The 16547-nt window shown below is 62.2% G+C and carries 14 protein-coding genes; 9 read left to right on the top strand and 5 right to left on the bottom strand.

Annotated features, from left to right (window positions below):
- The first annotated feature begins 32 nt into the window (after positions 1-32).
- From ACLIMP_RS12135 to ACLIMP_RS12125, 3 genes are all read left to right on the top strand, one after another.
- Entirely contained in the window at positions 33-1004 is a 972-nt protein-coding gene (locus tag ACLIMP_RS12135; RefSeq protein WP_443477873.1) for an enoyl-CoA hydratase/isomerase family protein, read from the top strand.
- A 177-nt stretch (positions 1005-1181) separates the two neighbouring features.
- On the top strand, positions 1182-2234 hold the full coding sequence (locus ACLIMP_RS12130; RefSeq protein ID WP_324695675.1) for a helix-turn-helix domain-containing protein: 1053 nt from the start codon (positions 1182-1184) through the stop codon (positions 2232-2234).
- Positions 2235-2358: 124 nt separating this feature from the next.
- Positions 2359-2697: a DUF4286 family protein gene (locus ACLIMP_RS12125; protein ID WP_054438751.1), complete on the top strand. Its 339-nt coding sequence runs from the start codon at positions 2359-2361 to the stop codon at positions 2695-2697.
- An 86-nt stretch (positions 2698-2783) separates the two neighbouring features.
- On the opposite strand, the gene ACLIMP_RS12120 is transcribed toward ACLIMP_RS12125, so the two are convergent.
- Entirely contained in the window at positions 2784-3590 is an 807-nt protein-coding gene (locus tag ACLIMP_RS12120; protein WP_324695670.1) for an enoyl-CoA hydratase/isomerase family protein, read from the bottom strand.
- A 219-nt stretch (positions 3591-3809) separates the two neighbouring features.
- Between ACLIMP_RS12120 and ACLIMP_RS12115 the strand changes: the two genes are divergently transcribed.
- From ACLIMP_RS12115 to ACLIMP_RS12090, 6 genes are all read left to right on the top strand, one after another.
- Complete coding sequence (locus ACLIMP_RS12115; protein WP_185997183.1) at positions 3810-5498, top strand: FAD-binding protein; 1689 nt, start codon at positions 3810-3812, stop codon at positions 5496-5498.
- Between the two features lie 280 nt (positions 5499-5778).
- The gene (locus ACLIMP_RS12110; protein WP_324695665.1) at positions 5779-7509 is read left to right on the top strand and encodes a class I adenylate-forming enzyme family protein; all 1731 of its coding nucleotides are present in this window, start codon (positions 5779-5781) and stop codon (positions 7507-7509) included.
- Between the two features lie 85 nt (positions 7510-7594).
- A complete protein-coding gene (locus tag ACLIMP_RS12105) occupies positions 7595-8593 on the top strand; it encodes a thiamine pyrophosphate-dependent dehydrogenase E1 component subunit alpha (protein ID WP_132468999.1) in 999 nt (332 codons plus the stop codon).
- Complete coding sequence (locus ACLIMP_RS12100) at positions 8590-9612, top strand: alpha-ketoacid dehydrogenase subunit beta (RefSeq protein ID WP_054438747.1); 1023 nt, start codon at positions 8590-8592, stop codon at positions 9610-9612. Before ACLIMP_RS12105 ends, ACLIMP_RS12100 begins: the two co-directional genes overlap by 4 nt.
- Before the next feature lie 259 nt (positions 9613-9871).
- The gene (gene katG / locus ACLIMP_RS12095) at positions 9872-12130 is read left to right on the top strand and encodes a catalase/peroxidase HPI (protein ID WP_443477872.1); all 2259 of its coding nucleotides are present in this window, start codon (positions 9872-9874) and stop codon (positions 12128-12130) included.
- A gap of 109 nt (positions 12131-12239) precedes the next feature.
- Entirely contained in the window at positions 12240-12611 is a 372-nt protein-coding gene (locus ACLIMP_RS12090; RefSeq protein ID WP_443478167.1) for a c-type cytochrome, read from the top strand.
- A 130-nt stretch (positions 12612-12741) separates the two neighbouring features.
- Here ACLIMP_RS12090 and ACLIMP_RS12085 read toward each other — a convergent pair whose 3' ends face one another.
- The 4 genes from ACLIMP_RS12085 to ACLIMP_RS12070 all read right to left on the bottom strand — a co-directional run bounded on the left by ACLIMP_RS12085 (position 12742) and on the right by ACLIMP_RS12070 (position 16354).
- Positions 12742-13686 (bottom strand): cation diffusion facilitator family transporter, encoded by a 945-nt coding sequence (locus tag ACLIMP_RS12085; RefSeq protein ID WP_185997188.1) that lies wholly within the window; start codon positions 13684-13686, stop codon positions 12742-12744.
- A 77-nt stretch (positions 13687-13763) separates the two neighbouring features.
- The gene (locus ACLIMP_RS12080; protein WP_324695656.1) at positions 13764-14780 is read right to left on the bottom strand and encodes an acyl-CoA dehydrogenase family protein; all 1017 of its coding nucleotides are present in this window, start codon (positions 14778-14780) and stop codon (positions 13764-13766) included.
- A 1-nt stretch (position 14781) separates the two neighbouring features.
- Positions 14782-15978, bottom strand: a complete 1197-nt coding sequence (locus ACLIMP_RS12075) for an acyl-CoA dehydrogenase family protein (protein WP_054438739.1) — start codon at positions 15976-15978, stop codon at positions 14782-14784.
- 61 nt (positions 15979-16039) lie between these two features.
- On the bottom strand, positions 16040-16354 hold the full coding sequence (locus ACLIMP_RS12070) for a Rieske (2Fe-2S) protein (protein ID WP_054438736.1): 315 nt from the start codon (positions 16352-16354) through the stop codon (positions 16040-16042).
- Positions 16355-16547 lie beyond the last annotated feature (193 nt).

Below are 16547 nucleotides of genomic sequence, written 5' to 3'. Positions count from 1 at the left end.
AGGCGGCGCGGGAAGAGGCGCGGGAGAGAGGCATGAAAACGATAGTCGACCACAAGAAGGTCGCGGAGCAGCACGTTCTTTACCAGAAGGACAAGGCTACCAAGATCGCGACGATCACTTTCAACCGGATCGACAAGCACAACACGGCAACGATCGGTATGCGCGCGCGGTTCGGTGAACTGGTCTTTCAGGCCAACATCGACGATGACGTCAAGGTGCTGGTTATCCGGGGGGCGGGCGATAACCTGGGCAGCGGCGGCGACCTTGACGAACACGGCGATCTCTATCTGAACCCCAGGCCGGGCGACGGTTTCCTGACCGATCTCGAGATCGAGGCCCCAGACGTGAAGTACCCACCGCCCGGGTCCTTCCGTTATCTCCATGGACTCACGGATTATTATGCCAAGGCGCGATCGGGGAACCGCCCGCTCCAGGAGTTCAAGAAGATCTCGATCATCGAGGCGAAGGGCTACTGCTATGGCTGGCATTTCTACCAGTGCGCAGATGCCGATATCATCGTTTCCGCGGATGACGCGCTGTTTGGCCATCCTTCGTTCCGTTACGCAGGCTGGGGCCCCCGCATGTGGCAATGGCTGGAGATGGTGGGTTTGCGGCGGTTCTCGGAGATGCTCTTCACCGGCCGGCCCTTCACGGCTGACGAAATGCACCACTGCAACTTCGTGAATTCCGTGGTTACCCGCGACAAGCTGGAAGCGGAGACCGCCAAGTACGCCCATGCCTGCTCGATCACCCGACCTACCGACGTGGTCGTTGCGCAAAAGACCTTCATCGAAGCCTACAAGCAGTACCGCGGCGAATACATGGGAAGCCTGCTCACGGGATGGCTCGAGGGCATGTTGCCGCTGATGAAGGACGATGGCGAGAACGACGTCAATCTCGGCAAGGGCAGCACGTTCAAGCAGGGCATCGGCAAGGTCGTGAAGGGCCACGACACCAATTATCCCCCTGAGTGGCGGCTATCGAAGAAGGGCCGGGAGGGCTGATCTGGCGGTTCGATCCGCATGCAAGGTCAATGGATGCATGCAATGCAGATGCTTCCGCATCGAATGTAGAGTTATGCCGCGTGGTCGTGATACTTTCGACTCGTGCCGCGAGACCGACGGGAATCGGCCGGGGCGCAAGCCGGGAACCACGCGGTTTCCGTACCCAGGGAGAGGGTCATGGCAGAAACCTTGTTCGCGCTAGACAAACGCAATTACCGCGATGGCCAGCGCATGTTCCGTGGCAGCCGGGATCAGGAATATTATCGCGGAGACTTCTGGGTCGAGGATGCGCCAAATGTGGAGGTGCGTTCGGAACGTAAGGCGGTGGGGGCGATGTCGATCATCCGCCAGCGTTCTGCCAGCAACCTCTCGTTCCGCCGGTCCCGGCAACATATCCGGGAGGACGCCACCGACCTGTCGATCCTCTGGTTCGTTCGCAAAGGAGAACTCGGATTTTCGGACCAGTGCGGAAGCAAACTGGCACGCCCGGGCGACCTGATGATAACGCGTTCGATGTCGCCGTTCCTCATCGAATGCCGCACTGACAGTGACGGCGCGCACGAAGTCCTGCATGTCACCGTGCCGACCCATCTGCTGCGTTCCCATATCGCGCAGGATCTCGGCGCAGGCCTGGTTCTGGTGGCCGGTGCACCCGAACTGGCAATGGCCGAGCGCATGCTAGGCGAGGTCTTTGCCGATGATGGGAAACTGGGCGAATCCTCGGCGAGGCTTCTTGTAGAGACCGCGATAGCACTCGTGGCCAATGCCGTGCGGCTGCTCGATCAACTCCAGCCCGCGCGTCAGTCGATAGCCGATCGCAGGCTGGAGGAAGTGCTGCGTTTTATCGAGGTGCATCTCTCCGATCCCCAGCTTTCGACGGCCATGGTTGCGAAAGGTTGCGGTATCTCGCCGCGCTATCTCTCGTTTCTGCTGCGCCTGCGCGATACCTCGTTTTCTGAGCTGGTCTGGGAGCAGCGCCTGACTAAGGCGAGGGACTGGCTCGGCAGGTCCGATCCGCGAGACATCTCGATCAGCGAGATTGCTTATGGCGTGGGCTTCAAGAGCCCGGCTCATTTCAGCCGTATGTTCAAGCGCGTATTCGGCGCCAATCCGCGCGAATATCGCGGGGAATGCGGAGCCGAACTCGCGGTCTGCCAGCATCGTGTCGCGGCCGTGGCGGACAAGGAACCTTTCGTCGAACTCGTGAGCGGAAGCCAGCTCCTCCAGTAGATCGTAGCCGTTCGGGGCGTGGTTCACGCCGAGGCGATGCCTGTACTGTGCTGTGTGGAGAACCTTGCGCCGTCAGTGCGCCGTGAAGGAAGCTCGCGGCCGAGAAAACTCCTGGAGGATGCCCGTGCCCAAGTACAAACTGATCGCACTCACCACGCCGCAGGCTGGCCGAGACGCCGAATACCATGATTGGTACAATAACAATCACTTGCCTGAGCTGGTCAACAAGTTCGGCATGCACGGAGCCCAGCGCTACGAACTGGTCGCCAGGCTGATCGGAAATGACAGCAATCCCTATCTCGCGATCTACGATATCGAGACTGACGATCCGATGGCACTGCTCGGGGCGATCGGGAAGGCAACCGCGGCCGGCGAACTCACTCAGAGCGACGCGCAGGATTTCGGAACATGCTACACGGCACTGTTCACGGAAATGGGGGACCGGGTGGTGCCGGCCGAGTGACCGTCAGATCCGCTATCCCTTAGCGCGTTCCCCAAGGCTGCGATGGGACCGGCTGTACCGTCTCACATCGCAGCCTTGGGGGAACGCTAACGTCCAATGAAACGAGGCGCGCGTTTTTCCTTCAGCGCCTGTATGCCTTCGAGGTGGTCCGCACTTCGGACGGACACGGATTCGTAGGCGATACCGGCATCCATGAGTGCGGTGGCAAGCCGCTTCAATTCCAGATTGGTAAGAACCTTGGTTGCACGGATCGCGACCATCGCGCCGCCGAGCAGTTTTGCGCAGAACGCATCGACACGTGCATCCAGTTCGTCGGCCGGAACGCAGTAATTCACCAGGCCGATCTCCGCCGCGCGGCTTGCGGTCAGCAGGTCGCCGGTCAGCAGGTATTCCTTGGCGCGCGTCAGCCCGATGCGTTGAGCCCAGATCACCGCGCCGCCGTCTCCCGCCACCAGCCCGAGCCCGACATGAGGATCGCCGATCTTCGCGCCTTCCGCGGCGAAGATCACGTCGCAGAGGAGCGCCAGCGTCGCGCCGAGACCGACCGCATGGCCGTTCATCCGGCACACCACCGGCTTGTCGATATCGAGCAGCGTCGAAACGATGCGCTTGGCGACGCGGGCTTCGTGATCGAACAGATGGGGGTTGCGGGCATTGTGCTCGATATGGTCGAGATCGCCCCCGGCGGAGAAGGCGCGGCCGGCTCCTGTGAGCAGGATCACGTCGGAACCCGTATCGGCCTGGGCGAACCACATGGCTTCGGCCAGATCGTCATGGAGCTGAAGGTTCACTGCGTTCATCGCCTCGGGGCGGTTAAGCGTGATGCGCAGCAGGCGGCCTTCGCGTGCCAAGGCGATAGTGCCCAGATGGGGCAGCGGCGGCTTTTCGCTCATATTCGGTCAGTCTCCCTCTCTCTGTTCCGCTCATAGGACTTTGCGGCAGGCAAGGCAGCTTCGAACTTCGCGGAAGGGGCAGCCTTCGCCGGGGCGAAACCTTTGGTCACGAACTGCCTGGCCGGCCTGCGCGCCTTGCCAAGGCGCTACAAGTCCGGTCTACCTCGCTGAACGCTTGCGCAGCATGACTGCGGGCCGGGGAAGAGGAAAAGAACGAAGATGGCGCAGTTCGACGAGAGCTTCGACTGGGTGGTCGTGGGCAGCGGTGCGGGTTCCATGGCTTCGGCGCTGCTGATGAAGCAGGCGGGAAAGTCGGTTCTGATCCTCGAAAAGGCGCCTTGGGTCGGCGGGACCACCGCCAAGTCCGGCGGCGTGATGTGGATTCCCAACAACCGCTTCATGGACCCGGGCGAGGACAGCTTCGAGCAGGCCTGCACCTACCTCGACGCGGTCGTGCCCGATGGTGAAGACAGCCCCGGCACAAGCTCCGAGCGGCGCCGCACCTATGCCCGCGAGGCGACCCGGATGCTCGATTTCATCGTCGGGCAAGGCGTCGCCATGGAGCGGGGTTCGCGGTTCTGGCCTGATTATTACGACGAACTTCCCGGTGGCATGAAGACGAGCCGTACCGTCACGGCTTTGCCCTTCGACAAGAACGTGCTGGGCAAGGAGTGGGCAGGAAAACTTCGGCAGGGCTTTGCGGAAGTGCCTGTGAAGCTCGATGACGGCATGAAGCTGCCTTTCGCGAAGCACTCGTGGGCGATCAAGAAAATCCTCCTCAAGATCGCGGTGAAGGTCGTGATCGGGAAACTGACCGGGAAGCATTGGGTGACTGCCGGTGCGGCGCTGCAGGGCCGTATGCTCAAGGCAGTGCTGGACAGGAATGCGGCTGAAATCCGCACGGACAGCCCTGTAGATGAAACGATCGTGGAGGGCGGGCGCGCCGTTGGCGTGCTTACGCGGAAGGACGGCAAGCCCTGGCGCGTGGGCGCGCGGCTCGGCGTGCTCATGAACGCGGGAGGTTTCTCTCAGAACCAGGCCATGCGCGACAAGTACATGCCCGGGACCCGCAAGGAATGGTCGAACGGCATCGAGAGCGATACCGGCGACATGCACGCCGAACTGGAACGCCATGGGGCCGTTCTTGCGCAAATGGACCAGATGGTCGGCTTCCAGATGTCGGAAGCCCCGGGTTGGGATACGGATTATGTGAAACCCGGCACCCAGAGCACGACCGGCAAGCCCCATGCCATCCAGGTCGACCAGACCGGCGTGCGCTACATGAACGAAGGCGGTTCCTACGAGGAGTTCTGCGAGAACATGTTGGTTCGCAACCGCTCCGTTCCGGCAATTCCGAGCTGGGCGATCATGGACCAGCAATACATGGATGAATATGCCGTCGCCGGTAAGGGGACCGCGAAAAAGAACATGGCGAACTGGCTCTCATCCGGCTGGATGCGCAGAGCGGACAGTGTGGAAGCGCTCGCCTCCGAGATCGGCGTACCGCAGGACGCTCTCAAGGCCACGGTCGAGCGCTGGAACGGCTTCGTGCGCGGCGGGCGGGACGAGGACTTCCACCGCGGCGTTCGCGCCTATGACAACTGGCTCGGTGATCCATTCTTCAAGGATGGCCCTAACGCCTGCATGGGCACCATCGAGAAGGGCCCATTCTATGCAATCCCGGTCGTTCCGGGCGATGTCGGCACTTATGGCGGCGTCGTGTGCGATAGCGATTCCAGGGTTCTCAAGGCGGATGGCACTCCGATCGAGGGGCTTTATGCCTGCGGGGTCGCCACGGCCTCGCCTATGGGCCGGGTATATCCGGGTGCCGGTGCCAGTGTCGGTCCGTCGATGACGTTCGGCTGGATCGCGGCGAAGCACGCCGCTGGATTGGGGAATCAGGTTTAAGCTGGGCCCCGGAAAGGCCGGTTCATAGCAGGCGCTGCCTTTTTGTGTTCCCATCGCGCGGCGTTCCAATGGGAGCGCTGCGTGCCTGGTCTTTCCGTCAGGATTTCCTGCCGGTGACTTCGCACTTGCGGTTCACCTGGGCGATGGCATTGCCTCCAGCGGCGAAAGGGCGTGACTGCCGCACCAAACCGGCTAGCCGCACGTTCCAGCCTCCCGGAGGGCCTGCTAGGCATGGCGAAAGTCAGGCACGCAATGTGCTGTCCGGGGAGAAACCTTACCTATGAGCAGCCCTTCAGTCGTCGCCGGACCGCCGCTTGCCGAAGAACCGGGGCAGGGGGCTCACACGATCGCCGGCTACTTGCGAGAGGTCGCCGCGCGCTATGGCCCTCGAGAGGCCGTGGTGCTGCGCAAGGGCGATCACCGTACTGCATGGACCTACGACGACCTGCTGACGCGCGCGGTGGAAGTGGCCCGTGCATTGGTGGGTTGCGGGATCGGCAAGGGTGAGCGTGTCGGCATCCTGATGACCAACCGGCCCGAGTTTCTTTCCAGCCTGTTCGGCACCGCGCTGGCGGGCGGAGTGCCGGTGGCGCTGAGCACCTTTTCGACGGCGCAGGAACTGGACCATCTCGTCCGCGCATCGCAGGTCTCGTTGCTGCTTTTCGAGCAACAGGTCATCAGGAAGCACTTCGGGACCATGTTGCACGAGCTTGACCCTGAGATTGCGAAATCGCGTCCAGGGGTGCTGGCTTCGGTTCACTTTCCCTATCTGAGGCGCCTCGTTTCGCTCGGCGGGGTTCAGGGCGAAGCCGAGCCGATGGCGGTTGCTGCCGGGGGCGCGGTCGAGACATGGGACGAGTTTCTTTCCCATGGAGCGCGGATCGAAAAGGCGCTCGTGCTGGAGCGGGCGGACAGTGTTCACCCTACCGATCCCGGCGGCATCTTCTTTTCCTCCGGTACCACCAGCCTGCCCAAGGGCGTTGTCCATTCGCAGCGCGCCTTCGCCGTGCAGTGGTGGCGCTGGCCGCGGCTCTTCGCGATGCATGAGCCCGTGCGCAGTTGGACGGGGAACGGCTTCTTCTGGTCGGGCAATGTTTCCATGGTGGTGGGGACGGCGTTCTCGACCGGAGGGACGATAGTTCTCCAGCGGATGTTCGATGCGGACGAGGCGCTGGATCTGGCGGAGCGGGAGCGGGTGACGTTTCTCAATGGCCGCCCGCACCAGTGGGCACGGCTTAAGGCATCTCCGAAGTGGGCCAGGGCAGACCTTTCCAGCGTGAAGTATGTGCCGCGCGGAGAGCTGATCTGGCAGCACCCGACCGTTTCGACCCAATGGGAAGTGCCGATGTCGTTCGGCTGTACCGAGACTATGACGATCTGCACCTCGTTCGTTGCCGACGCTCCTGAAGGCCGGGTGGAGGGATCGTTCGGGACGCCTTTGCCGGGCAATTTCCTAAAAATCGTAGAGCCGATATCGGGCCGTTCAGTCCCCGTGGGAACGGTCGGGGAGATGTGCATCAAGGGGCCGACGCTGATGTCCGGCTACCTCGGCAAGGCGCCTGAAGAGTGCTTCGATGCCGAGGGTTTCTTCTGCACGGGAGACGCAGGTCGGGTCGACGAGGCAGGCCGCTTCTTCTGGGAGGGGCGCATGACCGAGATGATAAAGACGGGAGGCGCAAATGTCGCCCCGATCGAGGTGGACGAGGTGATCGCCCGGATTCCGGGGGTGAAACGCACCCAGACGGTTGGGGTGCCTGACGACCTGCTGGGCGAAATGGTGGTCGCCTGCATCGTCCCGCTAGACGGGGCGCTGCTGGATGAGCAGACCGTTATCGCCTCGTGCAAGGAAGAGATCGCCAGCTTCAAGGTGCCGCGCCGGGTGTTGTTCTTTCGGGACGAGGATTACGCCATCACCGGCAGTGAAAAAGTGAAGTCAAGCGAAGTTCGCGCGATGGCGGTTGCCCGGCTGGACGCGGATAACGCCGAGGCGGTCCGGCCTACTCTTGCGTGATGCCGTCCGTGGCGTACTGAACTCTGGTTCAGCCCGCCCAGCGGGGCGCACCCTCAAGGAAGAGGGGCTGACCTAGAGAGGACCCATGAGCCAGACACTGGAGAACCGGGCCAAGCCCGACGCCAAGACCCAGCTCGACATCTATCGCCGGATGATCCGGATCGAGCGTAACGACGACGCCACCCGCACCCAGATCCGTCGCGGCCGCATCACTGCGCCGTACTATTCGGCGCGCGGGCAGGAATGCATTCCTTCGGCCATCTCGGTGCTGCTGAACGACGACGACAAGATCTGCACGATCTATCGCGGCATCCACGACATGGTCGCCAAGGACATGCCGCTCCGCCCGCTCTGGGCCGAGATCTGCGGCCGTGTCGACGGTACCTGCAAGGGCAAGGGCGGCCCGATGCATCTCACTCACCCGGAAACAGGTGTGATGGTCACTACCGGCATCGTCGGTTCGTCCATGCCGATCGCCAATGGCTTTGGCTGGGCGGCACTGCTGGATGGGACCAAGCAAGTCACGGTCGCCTACTTCGGTGACGGCGCCAGCAACATCGGCGCGTTCCACGAAGCGTTGAACCTGGCATCCGTTTGGAAGCTGCCGGTTATCTTCGTCTGCCAGAACAACGGCTTTGCCGAGCATACTCGCTATGAGAACGGCACTTCCGTCGATCTGATCTCGAAGCGCGCGATCGGTTACGGCATGCCGGGCTACACCGTGGACGGCAACGACCCGGTCGACGTCTACGCTCACGCCCATGCCGCGATCGAGCGTGCCCGCGCGGGCGAGGGGCCGACGCTTCTTGAATGCAAGACCTTCCGCTTCATGGGCCACGTCTTCGGCGATGCCGACGGCTACATGACCAAGGAAGAGAAGGCCGAGGCGATTGCCAGGGACCCGCTGCCGATCTACCGCCAGAAGCTGATCGACGACGGCGTGGCGACGGCCGAGGAACTCGACGCGCTCACCGCGAAGATCGAGGCCGAAGTGAACGACGCCATCGAATTCGCGATGGCCTGCGAATACCCGTCCGACGATGAACTGCGCCGCGACGTCTTTGCCGAGGAGATTCCGGCATGAGCACTGAAACTCTCGAAGCCCCTGCCGTGGAAACGGTGAAGATGAACGGCCTTCAGGCGATCAATGCCGCGCTGATGGAAGCGATGGAGGCCGATCCCAAGGTTCTCGTGCTGGGCGAGGACATTGCGGACAACGAAGGCGGCGGCGTTGTCGGCGTCACGCGCGGTCTTTCGACGAAGTTCGGCACGATGCGCGTGCGCTCCACGCCGATCTCGGAACAGGCGATCATCGGTGCGGCCATCGGTGCGGCCATGGGCGGCTACAAGCCCGTTGCCGAAATCATGCTGATGAATTTCACGACCGTGGCCATGGACATGATCGTGAACCATGCGGCCAAGCTGCGTTTCATGTCGGGCGGGCAGAGCCAGGTGCCGATGGTGATCCGCACGCTGACCGGCGCGGGCAACCAGACCGCGGGCCAGCACGCCGACTTCTACGAGGCTTGGTTCTGCCACACTGCCGGCATCAAGGTGGTGATCCCCTGGACCCCGGCAGACTTCAAGGGCCTCTACCTTTCGGCCATCCAGGATCCGGACCCGGTCATCATCGTCGAAAGCGGCAAGACGCTGTTCGTGCCGATGGACGTGCCGGTCAATCAGGGCCCGATCCCGCTGGGCAAGGCTAACGTCGTTGCGCCGGGCAGTGATATCACCATCGTGTCCTATGGCCAGATGATGTTCACCGTCATGCAGGCCTATGAGGAGCTGACCAAGGCGGGCGTGTCTGTCGAAGTGATCGACTTGCGCACGATTTCGCCGTGGGACAAGGAAACCGTGCTGGCCTCAGCCGAGAAGACCGGCCGCCTGCTCGTGGTTCACGAAGCCGGCCGCAACTTCGGTCCCGGTGCGGAAATTGCCGCGACCGTGCAGGAAACCCTGTTCGGCAAACTGAAGGCTCCAGTCGGCCGACTTGGTGCGCCCTATTGTTCGGTGCCTTTCGCCAAGAAGCTGGAAGACGCCTTCCTCGTACAGCCGCCGGAAATCGTTGCCGAGGCTCAGCGCCTCATTGCGATGAGCTGAGCGCGCAAATAGAATTGACTGAAACGGAAGGGCCTCTGCAGAAATGCGGGGGCCTTTTTTTGCTGCGCTGCGGCTCGAGATCTGCCGCATTGTGAAAAATGCGGCATAAAACGGTCGCTGCTTTGTTTCGCGTTTGCGTTTAACTATTTTTTCATCGTCAATAGCGATCACAATAATTGAATTGTCCGGTTTTTTCGAAATCGGCCACGCCACTATCCGGGGTCTCCAACAGCGTTCGATCAAGCAGGTGGAGAAACCCATGACCAGAATACCGACTAGGCTAAGCGCATTGCTCGCCATGGCTGCATTTCCTCTGACTTGTGGAACGGTGCATGCAGAGGAAACAGCCAAGGCATCTTCTTCCCCCACCGTGACCGCTGAGGGAGCGAGGCCAATGTCCAACAAGGACTGGTGGCCGGATCGGCTCGATCTTTCACCGCTCCGCCAGCATGACCCGGCTTCGAACCCTTATGGTTCCGATTTCGACTATGCCCGGGAATTCGCATCGTTGGACCTTGATGCCGTCAAGGCAGACATCCGCAAGACGCTGACGACCTCGCAGGCCTGGTGGCCGGCCGATTATGGCCATTACGGCCCCTTCTTCATCCGCATGGCTTGGCACAGTGCGGGCACTTATCGTGTTGGCGACGGTCGCGGAGGTGGTGCAGGCGGCGAGCAGCGTTTCGATCCGCTCAATGCCTGGCCCGACAATGTCAGCCTCGACAAGGCCCGGCGCCTCATCTGGCCCATCAAGCAGAAGTACGGGCGCAAGATTTCCTGGGGCGATCTCATGGTCCTGACAGGTAACGTTGCTCTTGAAGACATGGGCTTCAAGACCCTGGGTTTCGCCGGCGGCCGGGTGGACAGTTGGGAGCCCGACATCGTGTTCTGGGGCCCCGAGCGCAAATGGCTCGGCGATGAGCGCAGGGACGGCAAGGGAGGGCTGAAGGGGCCACTCGCCGCGACGCAGATGGGGCTCATCTATGTCAATCCCGAAGGGCCTAACGGCAATCCCGATCCGCTTGCGGCGGCGGCTGACATTCGGCTCGCCTTTGGCCGCATGGCCATGGATGACGAGGAAACCGCAGCGCTGATTGCAGGCGGGCATACCTTCGGCAAGGCACATGGCGCACACAATCCGCAGGAATGCGTGGGCGCCGATCCGTCAGGCGCCTCGGTCGAGCAGCAAGGACTTGGCTGGGCCAACAAATGCGGCAAGGGCAATGCCGAAGATACCGTCACCAGCGGGCTTGAAGGTGCCTGGTCCGTCGATCCCGTGAAGTTCACGACCCAGTATCTCGACAATCTCTACGGATTCGATTGGGTGAAGACCAAGAGCCCGGCAGGCGCCACGCAATGGATACCGAGCGATGCAAGCGCCGGTCAGCTCGTACCTGATGCGCACCGGCCGGACGTTCGCCATGCGCCGATCATGTTCACGACCGACATTGCGATGAAGGAAGATCCGGGTTTTCGCGCAATCACCACGCGTTGGCGCGAAAATCCTGAACTGTTCGCACAGGCTTTCGCCCGCGCATGGTTCAAGCTGACACACCGCGATATGGGGCCGTCGGCACGTTATCTGGGGGCTGAAGCTCCGCAGGAAAGCTTTGCATGGCAGGACCCGCTGCCAAAGGCTGGCTATACCGCGATCGATTCAACGGATGTTGCTGCTCTCAAGGCCAAGATCCTTGCTTCCGGTATCGCTCCGCGTGAACTGGTCAAGGCGGCCTGGGCTTCGGCGGCGACGTTCCGCGCTACCGACATGCGCGGAGGGCCTAACGGAGGGCGCTTGCGCCTCGATCCCGCGAAGGGATGGGCGGTCAACGATCCGGCCGAGTTGGCGAAAGTGCTGGCCAGGCTTGAACGCGTCCGAAACGAATTCAACGCCTCGGCCAAGGAGGGCAGGCAGGTCTCGATGGCAGACCTGATCGTGCTGGGCGGTAATGCCGCAGTCGAACAGGCTGCAGCGAAGGCGGGATACACCGTGGCGGTGCCGTTCACGCCGGGGCGTGTCGATGCGTCACAGACGCAGACCGACGTGAAGTCCTATGGTTACCTGCGTCCTCGCGCCGACGGTTTCCGCAACTACTATGGAGTGGACAGCGAACATTCACCGGCAGAGATGCTTGTCGACAAGGCCAACCAGCTTGAGTTGACGGTGCCGCAGATGGCCGTTCTGGTAGGAGGCATGCGCGCGCTGGATGCGAACGCCGGCCATTCGCCGAATGGTGTATTGACGGCGAAGCCGGGTACGCTGTCCAACGATTTCTTCGTCAACCTGCTCGACATGGGCACGAAGTGGCAGAAGTCCGCCAAGGCTTCGGGCGTCTACGAGGGCTATGACAGGACCAGCGGCAAGCTGCGGTGGACGGCCAGCGCCGTCGATCTTGTGTTCGGATCGAATTCCGAACTGCGCGCCGTGTCCGAGGCTTACGCTTCCGACGACGCACAGCAGATGTTCGTGAACGACTTCGTGACGGCTTGGGGCAAGGTAATGAACCTGGACAGGTTCTGATGCCTTGAGGCGGCGCCGGTGATACGGCGCCGCCTTTGTCCTGGCTTGCCGCCTTATCCGCAGATAAGGGGCGCCAGTCCTATGAATTGGATTGATTTTTTTCGTGAAGATGATGTCCCTGTCCGCGGTGGGGATCGCGGTTCTGGCCGCTGCCGTGATGGCCGTTCCCGGCTCTGCCGAAAACGCCGCGCCGCGCCCGGCGGCCTTTGCCAATTGCGCGGTCTGCCACGCGACCGAAGCGGGCAAGACCTCCTATGGCCCGAACCTGCACGGCGTGGCGGGTCGCAAGGCGGCGAGCCAGTCCGATTACGCCTTCAGTGCCTCACTAAGGGGCTCGCGTCTGACCTGGGATCGCACCACTCTCGACAGCTGGCTTGCCTCGCCGCAGAAGATGGTTCCCGGCACGAAAATGTCGTTCGCAGGCATTCCTGACCCCGCCAAGCGCAAACAGGTGATCGAGTATCTGGTCACGCTGAAGTAGCGGGAACGGATGCCATTTGGCGCGCCGCAGGGAATGGAGCCTGCTGCTCGGCAGCGCGGATCAGCGTGCTTTAAGCCGCTGCAGAAGGGCGCCGACATCATCCCTATTCGGAATCCCGCGCCGATCCGGTTTACCAGACCATGGCATCCGCACGCTTTTCGGGGCGGATGTAGATCGAAGTGATCCAGGGGGAGAGGGCCTTCATCTGGCACTCCAGTTCCTCGATCAGGGTTTCCGCTTCGCCCATTCGCAGATCGTCGGCGAAGTCTGCGCTGATGGCGACGAAGATTGCCTGAGGGCTCGTGTGGATGGTGCGGATGTGGTTCACGGCGTCGATCCGGTCGTGCCCGTCCAGCACTGCCCGTAGTCTGCCGATCAGATGCGGGTCCGCTGCTTCGCCGATCAGCAGGCCCTTGGATTCGCGGGCAAGCAGCACGGCGACCCCGGCCAGAACCAAACCGATCATGACCGAGGCAATGCCGTCGATCCGCGCATCCTGGAAATGGACGCTGGCCCAGACGCCCAGCGCTGCGATGATGAGGCCTATCAGTGCGGCGCTGTCCTCGAACAATACGATGAATCCCGGAGGATCCTTGCTGCGGTGGATCGCCTGCCACCATGTCTGCTCACCGCGGCTGCGGTTGAATTCGCGAACGGCAATCGCCCATGACGCCCCTTCCATTGCGAACGCTATGCCGAGAACGAGGTAATTGAGGCTGGGGTCTTCGATAGGGTTCGGGGTCTGAATATGCAGCAGGCCCTCGTAGATCGAGACACCTGCGCCGACCGCGAAGATCAGGATGGCGACCACGAACGCCCAGAAATAGAGCTCTCGCCCGTAACCGAAGGGGTGCGATGCATCGGCTTTGCGGCTGGCGCGCTTCTGGCCATAGAGAAGCAGGACCTGGTTGCCGCTGTCCACCAACGAATGGACGCCCTCGGTAAGCATCGAAGACGAGCCACTGATCGCCGCCGCCGCGAACTTGGCGACAGCGATCCCGAGATTTGCGGCCAATGCGCCGTAAAGCACCACGTTCTGCTTGATGTGGGCGGCGACGCCATGCGGCTCGGTCATCGTGGGGCTGGGTCCTTCGGGAATTCCAGAAGGACCAACGGTTCACGCCTGCGAACGTTTCCCCCGGCTGGGCGTTTTCAGGACAGCTGGGCGAAAGCAGTCCTGCCGCGCCGCTCGTTCCACAAGTCCGTGGAACCGCAAAGCTGCGCGTTGAGCATAGCGCGCTTCATGAAGAGATGGCACTGATGCTCCTCTGTGAGGCCAATTCCGCCGTGGAGCTGGATCGATTCCTCGGTCACGAAACGATAGGCCTCGACCGCCAGAGATTTCGCCGAAGCAAGGTCGGTTACGCTGGCATGTTCATCGCGCACCCGGCTGCGAAGCAGTGCTTCGGCAAGGACGATCCTGGTCTTCATGTCGGCGGCACGGTGCTTGAGGGCCTGGAACATGGCGATCGGTCGGTCGAACTGGCGCCGCATCTTCATGTACTCGACAGTCATGTCGAGCACGGCATTGGCGCCTCCGAGGCAATCCGCCGCGAGTGCGATCTGCGCTTCGGCGGAAAGCAGGTCATGCAGCGAACTGGCCGTATCGGCATCGGTGAGCATGAGCGAGGATGCTGGCGAATAGCTTTCCAGTACCACATCGAAAATCCGCCTGCCGGGATCCCAGATCGGGCGTTCGACCCGGCTGACCCCCTGCGCGTCGAGCGGGACCAGCGCATAGCCATTTGGCAGTCGTACCACCACGGCCACTGCCATGTCGGCCTCGAAGACCCCGCTGATCGTGCCGGATACGGTGCCGTCGGGGTTTTGCACGAGGCGTGCGGGAAGCATGTTCAGGGGGGCATAATCCCCGGAGGACAACCGCTCTAGCCATTCGGTACGATCTTCGAAGCTCTCACTCGCAGCCACGGCCTGAAGGCCCAGTTGAGCGGGAATGAGCGGCATGGCAGCCAGAATGCGGCCCATTTCGAGGTGGAGCGCCGTCGAAGCTTCACGGCCGAGACCAAGCCCGCCGTCATCCTCGGGCAGGCGCACCATGAGCCAGCCCATTTCGGCTGCCAGATTCCAGCTCTCGTCACGTTCGGGAGAGAGCTTGTCCGCCGGGAACGCCTTCTGGGCGGCGTCGGTCAGTTCGTTCAGTTCGATCATGTCAGGCCACCCATCCTTTGGGTTCACGCGGCATGTCGAGCATGCGTTCGGCGATGATGTTGCGCTGCACTTCCTCGCTGCCGCCGGCGATGGTCCAGGCGAACGAGTTCATGTAATCCGCCATCCAGTTGCCGGTGTTGAGATCTCCGAAGGTGATCGGCGCGATGTACTGTTCCTCGATACCGCCAAGGCGCAGGCCCAGCAGCGAATAGGCCCTCAGAGCCCGCGAGTAGGCGTTTTTGACGATGGATGCGTCGCCCATGCGCTCGATCCCGTTGATGCGGTTGTCGAGAAACTGGTCCGCTAAGGCGCAGACGGCATCCACTTGCGTCACCAGCGCGCCGAAATCGCGCAGGATGCCGCGATCGTCTTCGTGGCTGTGATCGCGGATGAGGCGGGCAACGCGCGAAAGCGCACCGCGCATCCGGTAGGACAGTTCCATCAGCGTAAGGCCCCGTTCGGAAGCCAGCGTGGCCTGCGCCACGGCCCAACCCTTGCCTTCTTCACCCACGCGTTCCGATACGGGAATTTCCACGTTGTCGAGGAAGATCTCGGCAAATTCCTCGTCGCCTTGGATCTGGTGGATCGGCCGAACCGAGACGCCGGGCATTTTCATGTCCATCAGCAGGTATGTGATGCCAGCCTGCTTGGGACCATCCGACGAGGTACGGACAAGCAGCAGGCACTTGTCAGCGAACTGGGCCATCGTCGACCAGACTTTCTGGCCATTGACCACGTAGACGTCGCCCTTGCGTTCGGCGCGTGTCTTGATCGCGGCGAGATCCGATCCGGCTCCGGGCTCGGAGAAGCCCTGACACCATGTCTCGCCTTCCAGGATTCGTGGAAGATACCTGGCCTGCTGCTCGGCGCTGCCGCATTCGTGCAGAGTGGCGAAAGCGTGGTACGTCGATACGAAGGAAAGCAGCAGGCGCGGACAATCCGCGCGAGCCAGTTCCTCGTAAATGACCTTCTGTTCCGAAAGCGAGCGCCCGCCGCCCGGAAACGCGGCGGGCCAATGCGGGATCGCATAGCCGGCCTTTACCAGTTTCCCGAACCAGTCACGCTGGGTGCGGACGAAATCTTCCTGCGTGGCGCTGGCCTCTCGCCAACCGGATGGCGCGTCGGCAGCGAGGAAGGCGCGGACTTCGGCCCGGAGTCCTTCGAGGTCGAGTTGGTCGAGATCGGGTGTTTCGCTCATGTCCGTTCCTTGCCCAGCGTGCCGCCGGGCGTCCAGACGGGGGCATCCCGCTCGTGCGATATCAGGCAAGCACTTCTATCGTATCGCCCACGATGCGGACCTCGTAAGTCTGGATCGGCATCGTCGCGGGTGGATTGATCGGGTCGCCGGTTTCGAGATCGAAGCGCGCACCGTGAACCGGGCAGGAGATCCAGCCATTGCGCAGTCGGCCGCATTCGAGCGTCTCGTAGGCATGGCTGCACAGGTTCCGGACCGCGAACACCCGATCGAGCGTGTTGCACAGGATCACACTGACGCCGTTCACTTCGACCACCAGCTTTCCGCCGGGAGGTACGTCTTCGACTTTCGCCACGGCGACAAAGCTCTTTTCGGTCATCGTTTTCCCAGTGTCTGGTATCGTTTTTCAGTTCGCCACCTGCTTGTCCTGCCGATGCGAGGCAAGGGCACGGGCAGGCACAGCAGGGCCAAGCAACTCGCTGTACCTTGGCGGTCATTTCTCGGGCAAGCCGCCGACGCGATAAGGCGGGGGGCAGGGCCTTGATCGCGTTCGGGCGATAAGAACAGAAAGC

Source organism: Novosphingobium aeonii (genome assembly GCF_052279045.1).
GTDB lineage: Bacteria > Pseudomonadota > Alphaproteobacteria > Sphingomonadales > Sphingomonadaceae > Novosphingobium.
This window is presented reverse-complemented; position numbering and strand designations above follow the sequence as displayed.

Bases quoted from the DNA above. Each gene is read 5' to 3' on its own strand.
- ACLIMP_RS12120 (WP_324695670.1), bottom strand. From the start codon at position 3,590: ATGAGCGAAAAGCCGCCGCTGCCCCATCTGGGCACTATCGCCTTGGCA.
- ACLIMP_RS12075 (WP_054438739.1), bottom strand. From the start codon at position 15,978: ATGAGCGAAACACCCGATCTCGACCAACTCGACCTCGAAGGACTCCGG.
- ACLIMP_RS12085 (WP_185997188.1), bottom strand. From the start codon at position 13,686: ATGACCGAGCCGCATGGCGTCGCCGCCCACATCAAGCAGAACGTGGTG.
- ACLIMP_RS12135 (WP_443477873.1), top strand. From the start codon at position 33: ATGAAAACGATAGTCGACCACAAGAAGGTCGCGGAGCAGCACGTTCTT.
- ACLIMP_RS12080 (WP_324695656.1), bottom strand. From the start codon at position 14,780: ATGATCGAACTGAACGAACTGACCGACGCCGCCCAGAAGGCGTTCCCG.
- ACLIMP_RS12090 (WP_443478167.1), top strand. From the start codon at position 12,240: ATGATGTCCCTGTCCGCGGTGGGGATCGCGGTTCTGGCCGCTGCCGTG.
- ACLIMP_RS12070 (WP_054438736.1), bottom strand. From the start codon at position 16,354: ATGACCGAAAAGAGCTTTGTCGCCGTGGCGAAAGTCGAAGACGTACCT.
- ACLIMP_RS12105 (WP_132468999.1), top strand. From the start codon at position 7,595: ATGAGCCAGACACTGGAGAACCGGGCCAAGCCCGACGCCAAGACCCAG.
- ACLIMP_RS12110 (WP_324695665.1), top strand. From the start codon at position 5,779: ATGAGCAGCCCTTCAGTCGTCGCCGGACCGCCGCTTGCCGAAGAACCG.
- katG (WP_443477872.1), top strand. From the start codon at position 9,872: ATGACCAGAATACCGACTAGGCTAAGCGCATTGCTCGCCATGGCTGCA.
- ACLIMP_RS12100 (WP_054438747.1), top strand. From the start codon at position 8,590: ATGAGCACTGAAACTCTCGAAGCCCCTGCCGTGGAAACGGTGAAGATG.
- ACLIMP_RS12115 (WP_185997183.1), top strand. From the start codon at position 3,810: ATGGCGCAGTTCGACGAGAGCTTCGACTGGGTGGTCGTGGGCAGCGGT.
- ACLIMP_RS12130 (WP_324695675.1), top strand. From the start codon at position 1,182: ATGGCAGAAACCTTGTTCGCGCTAGACAAACGCAATTACCGCGATGGC.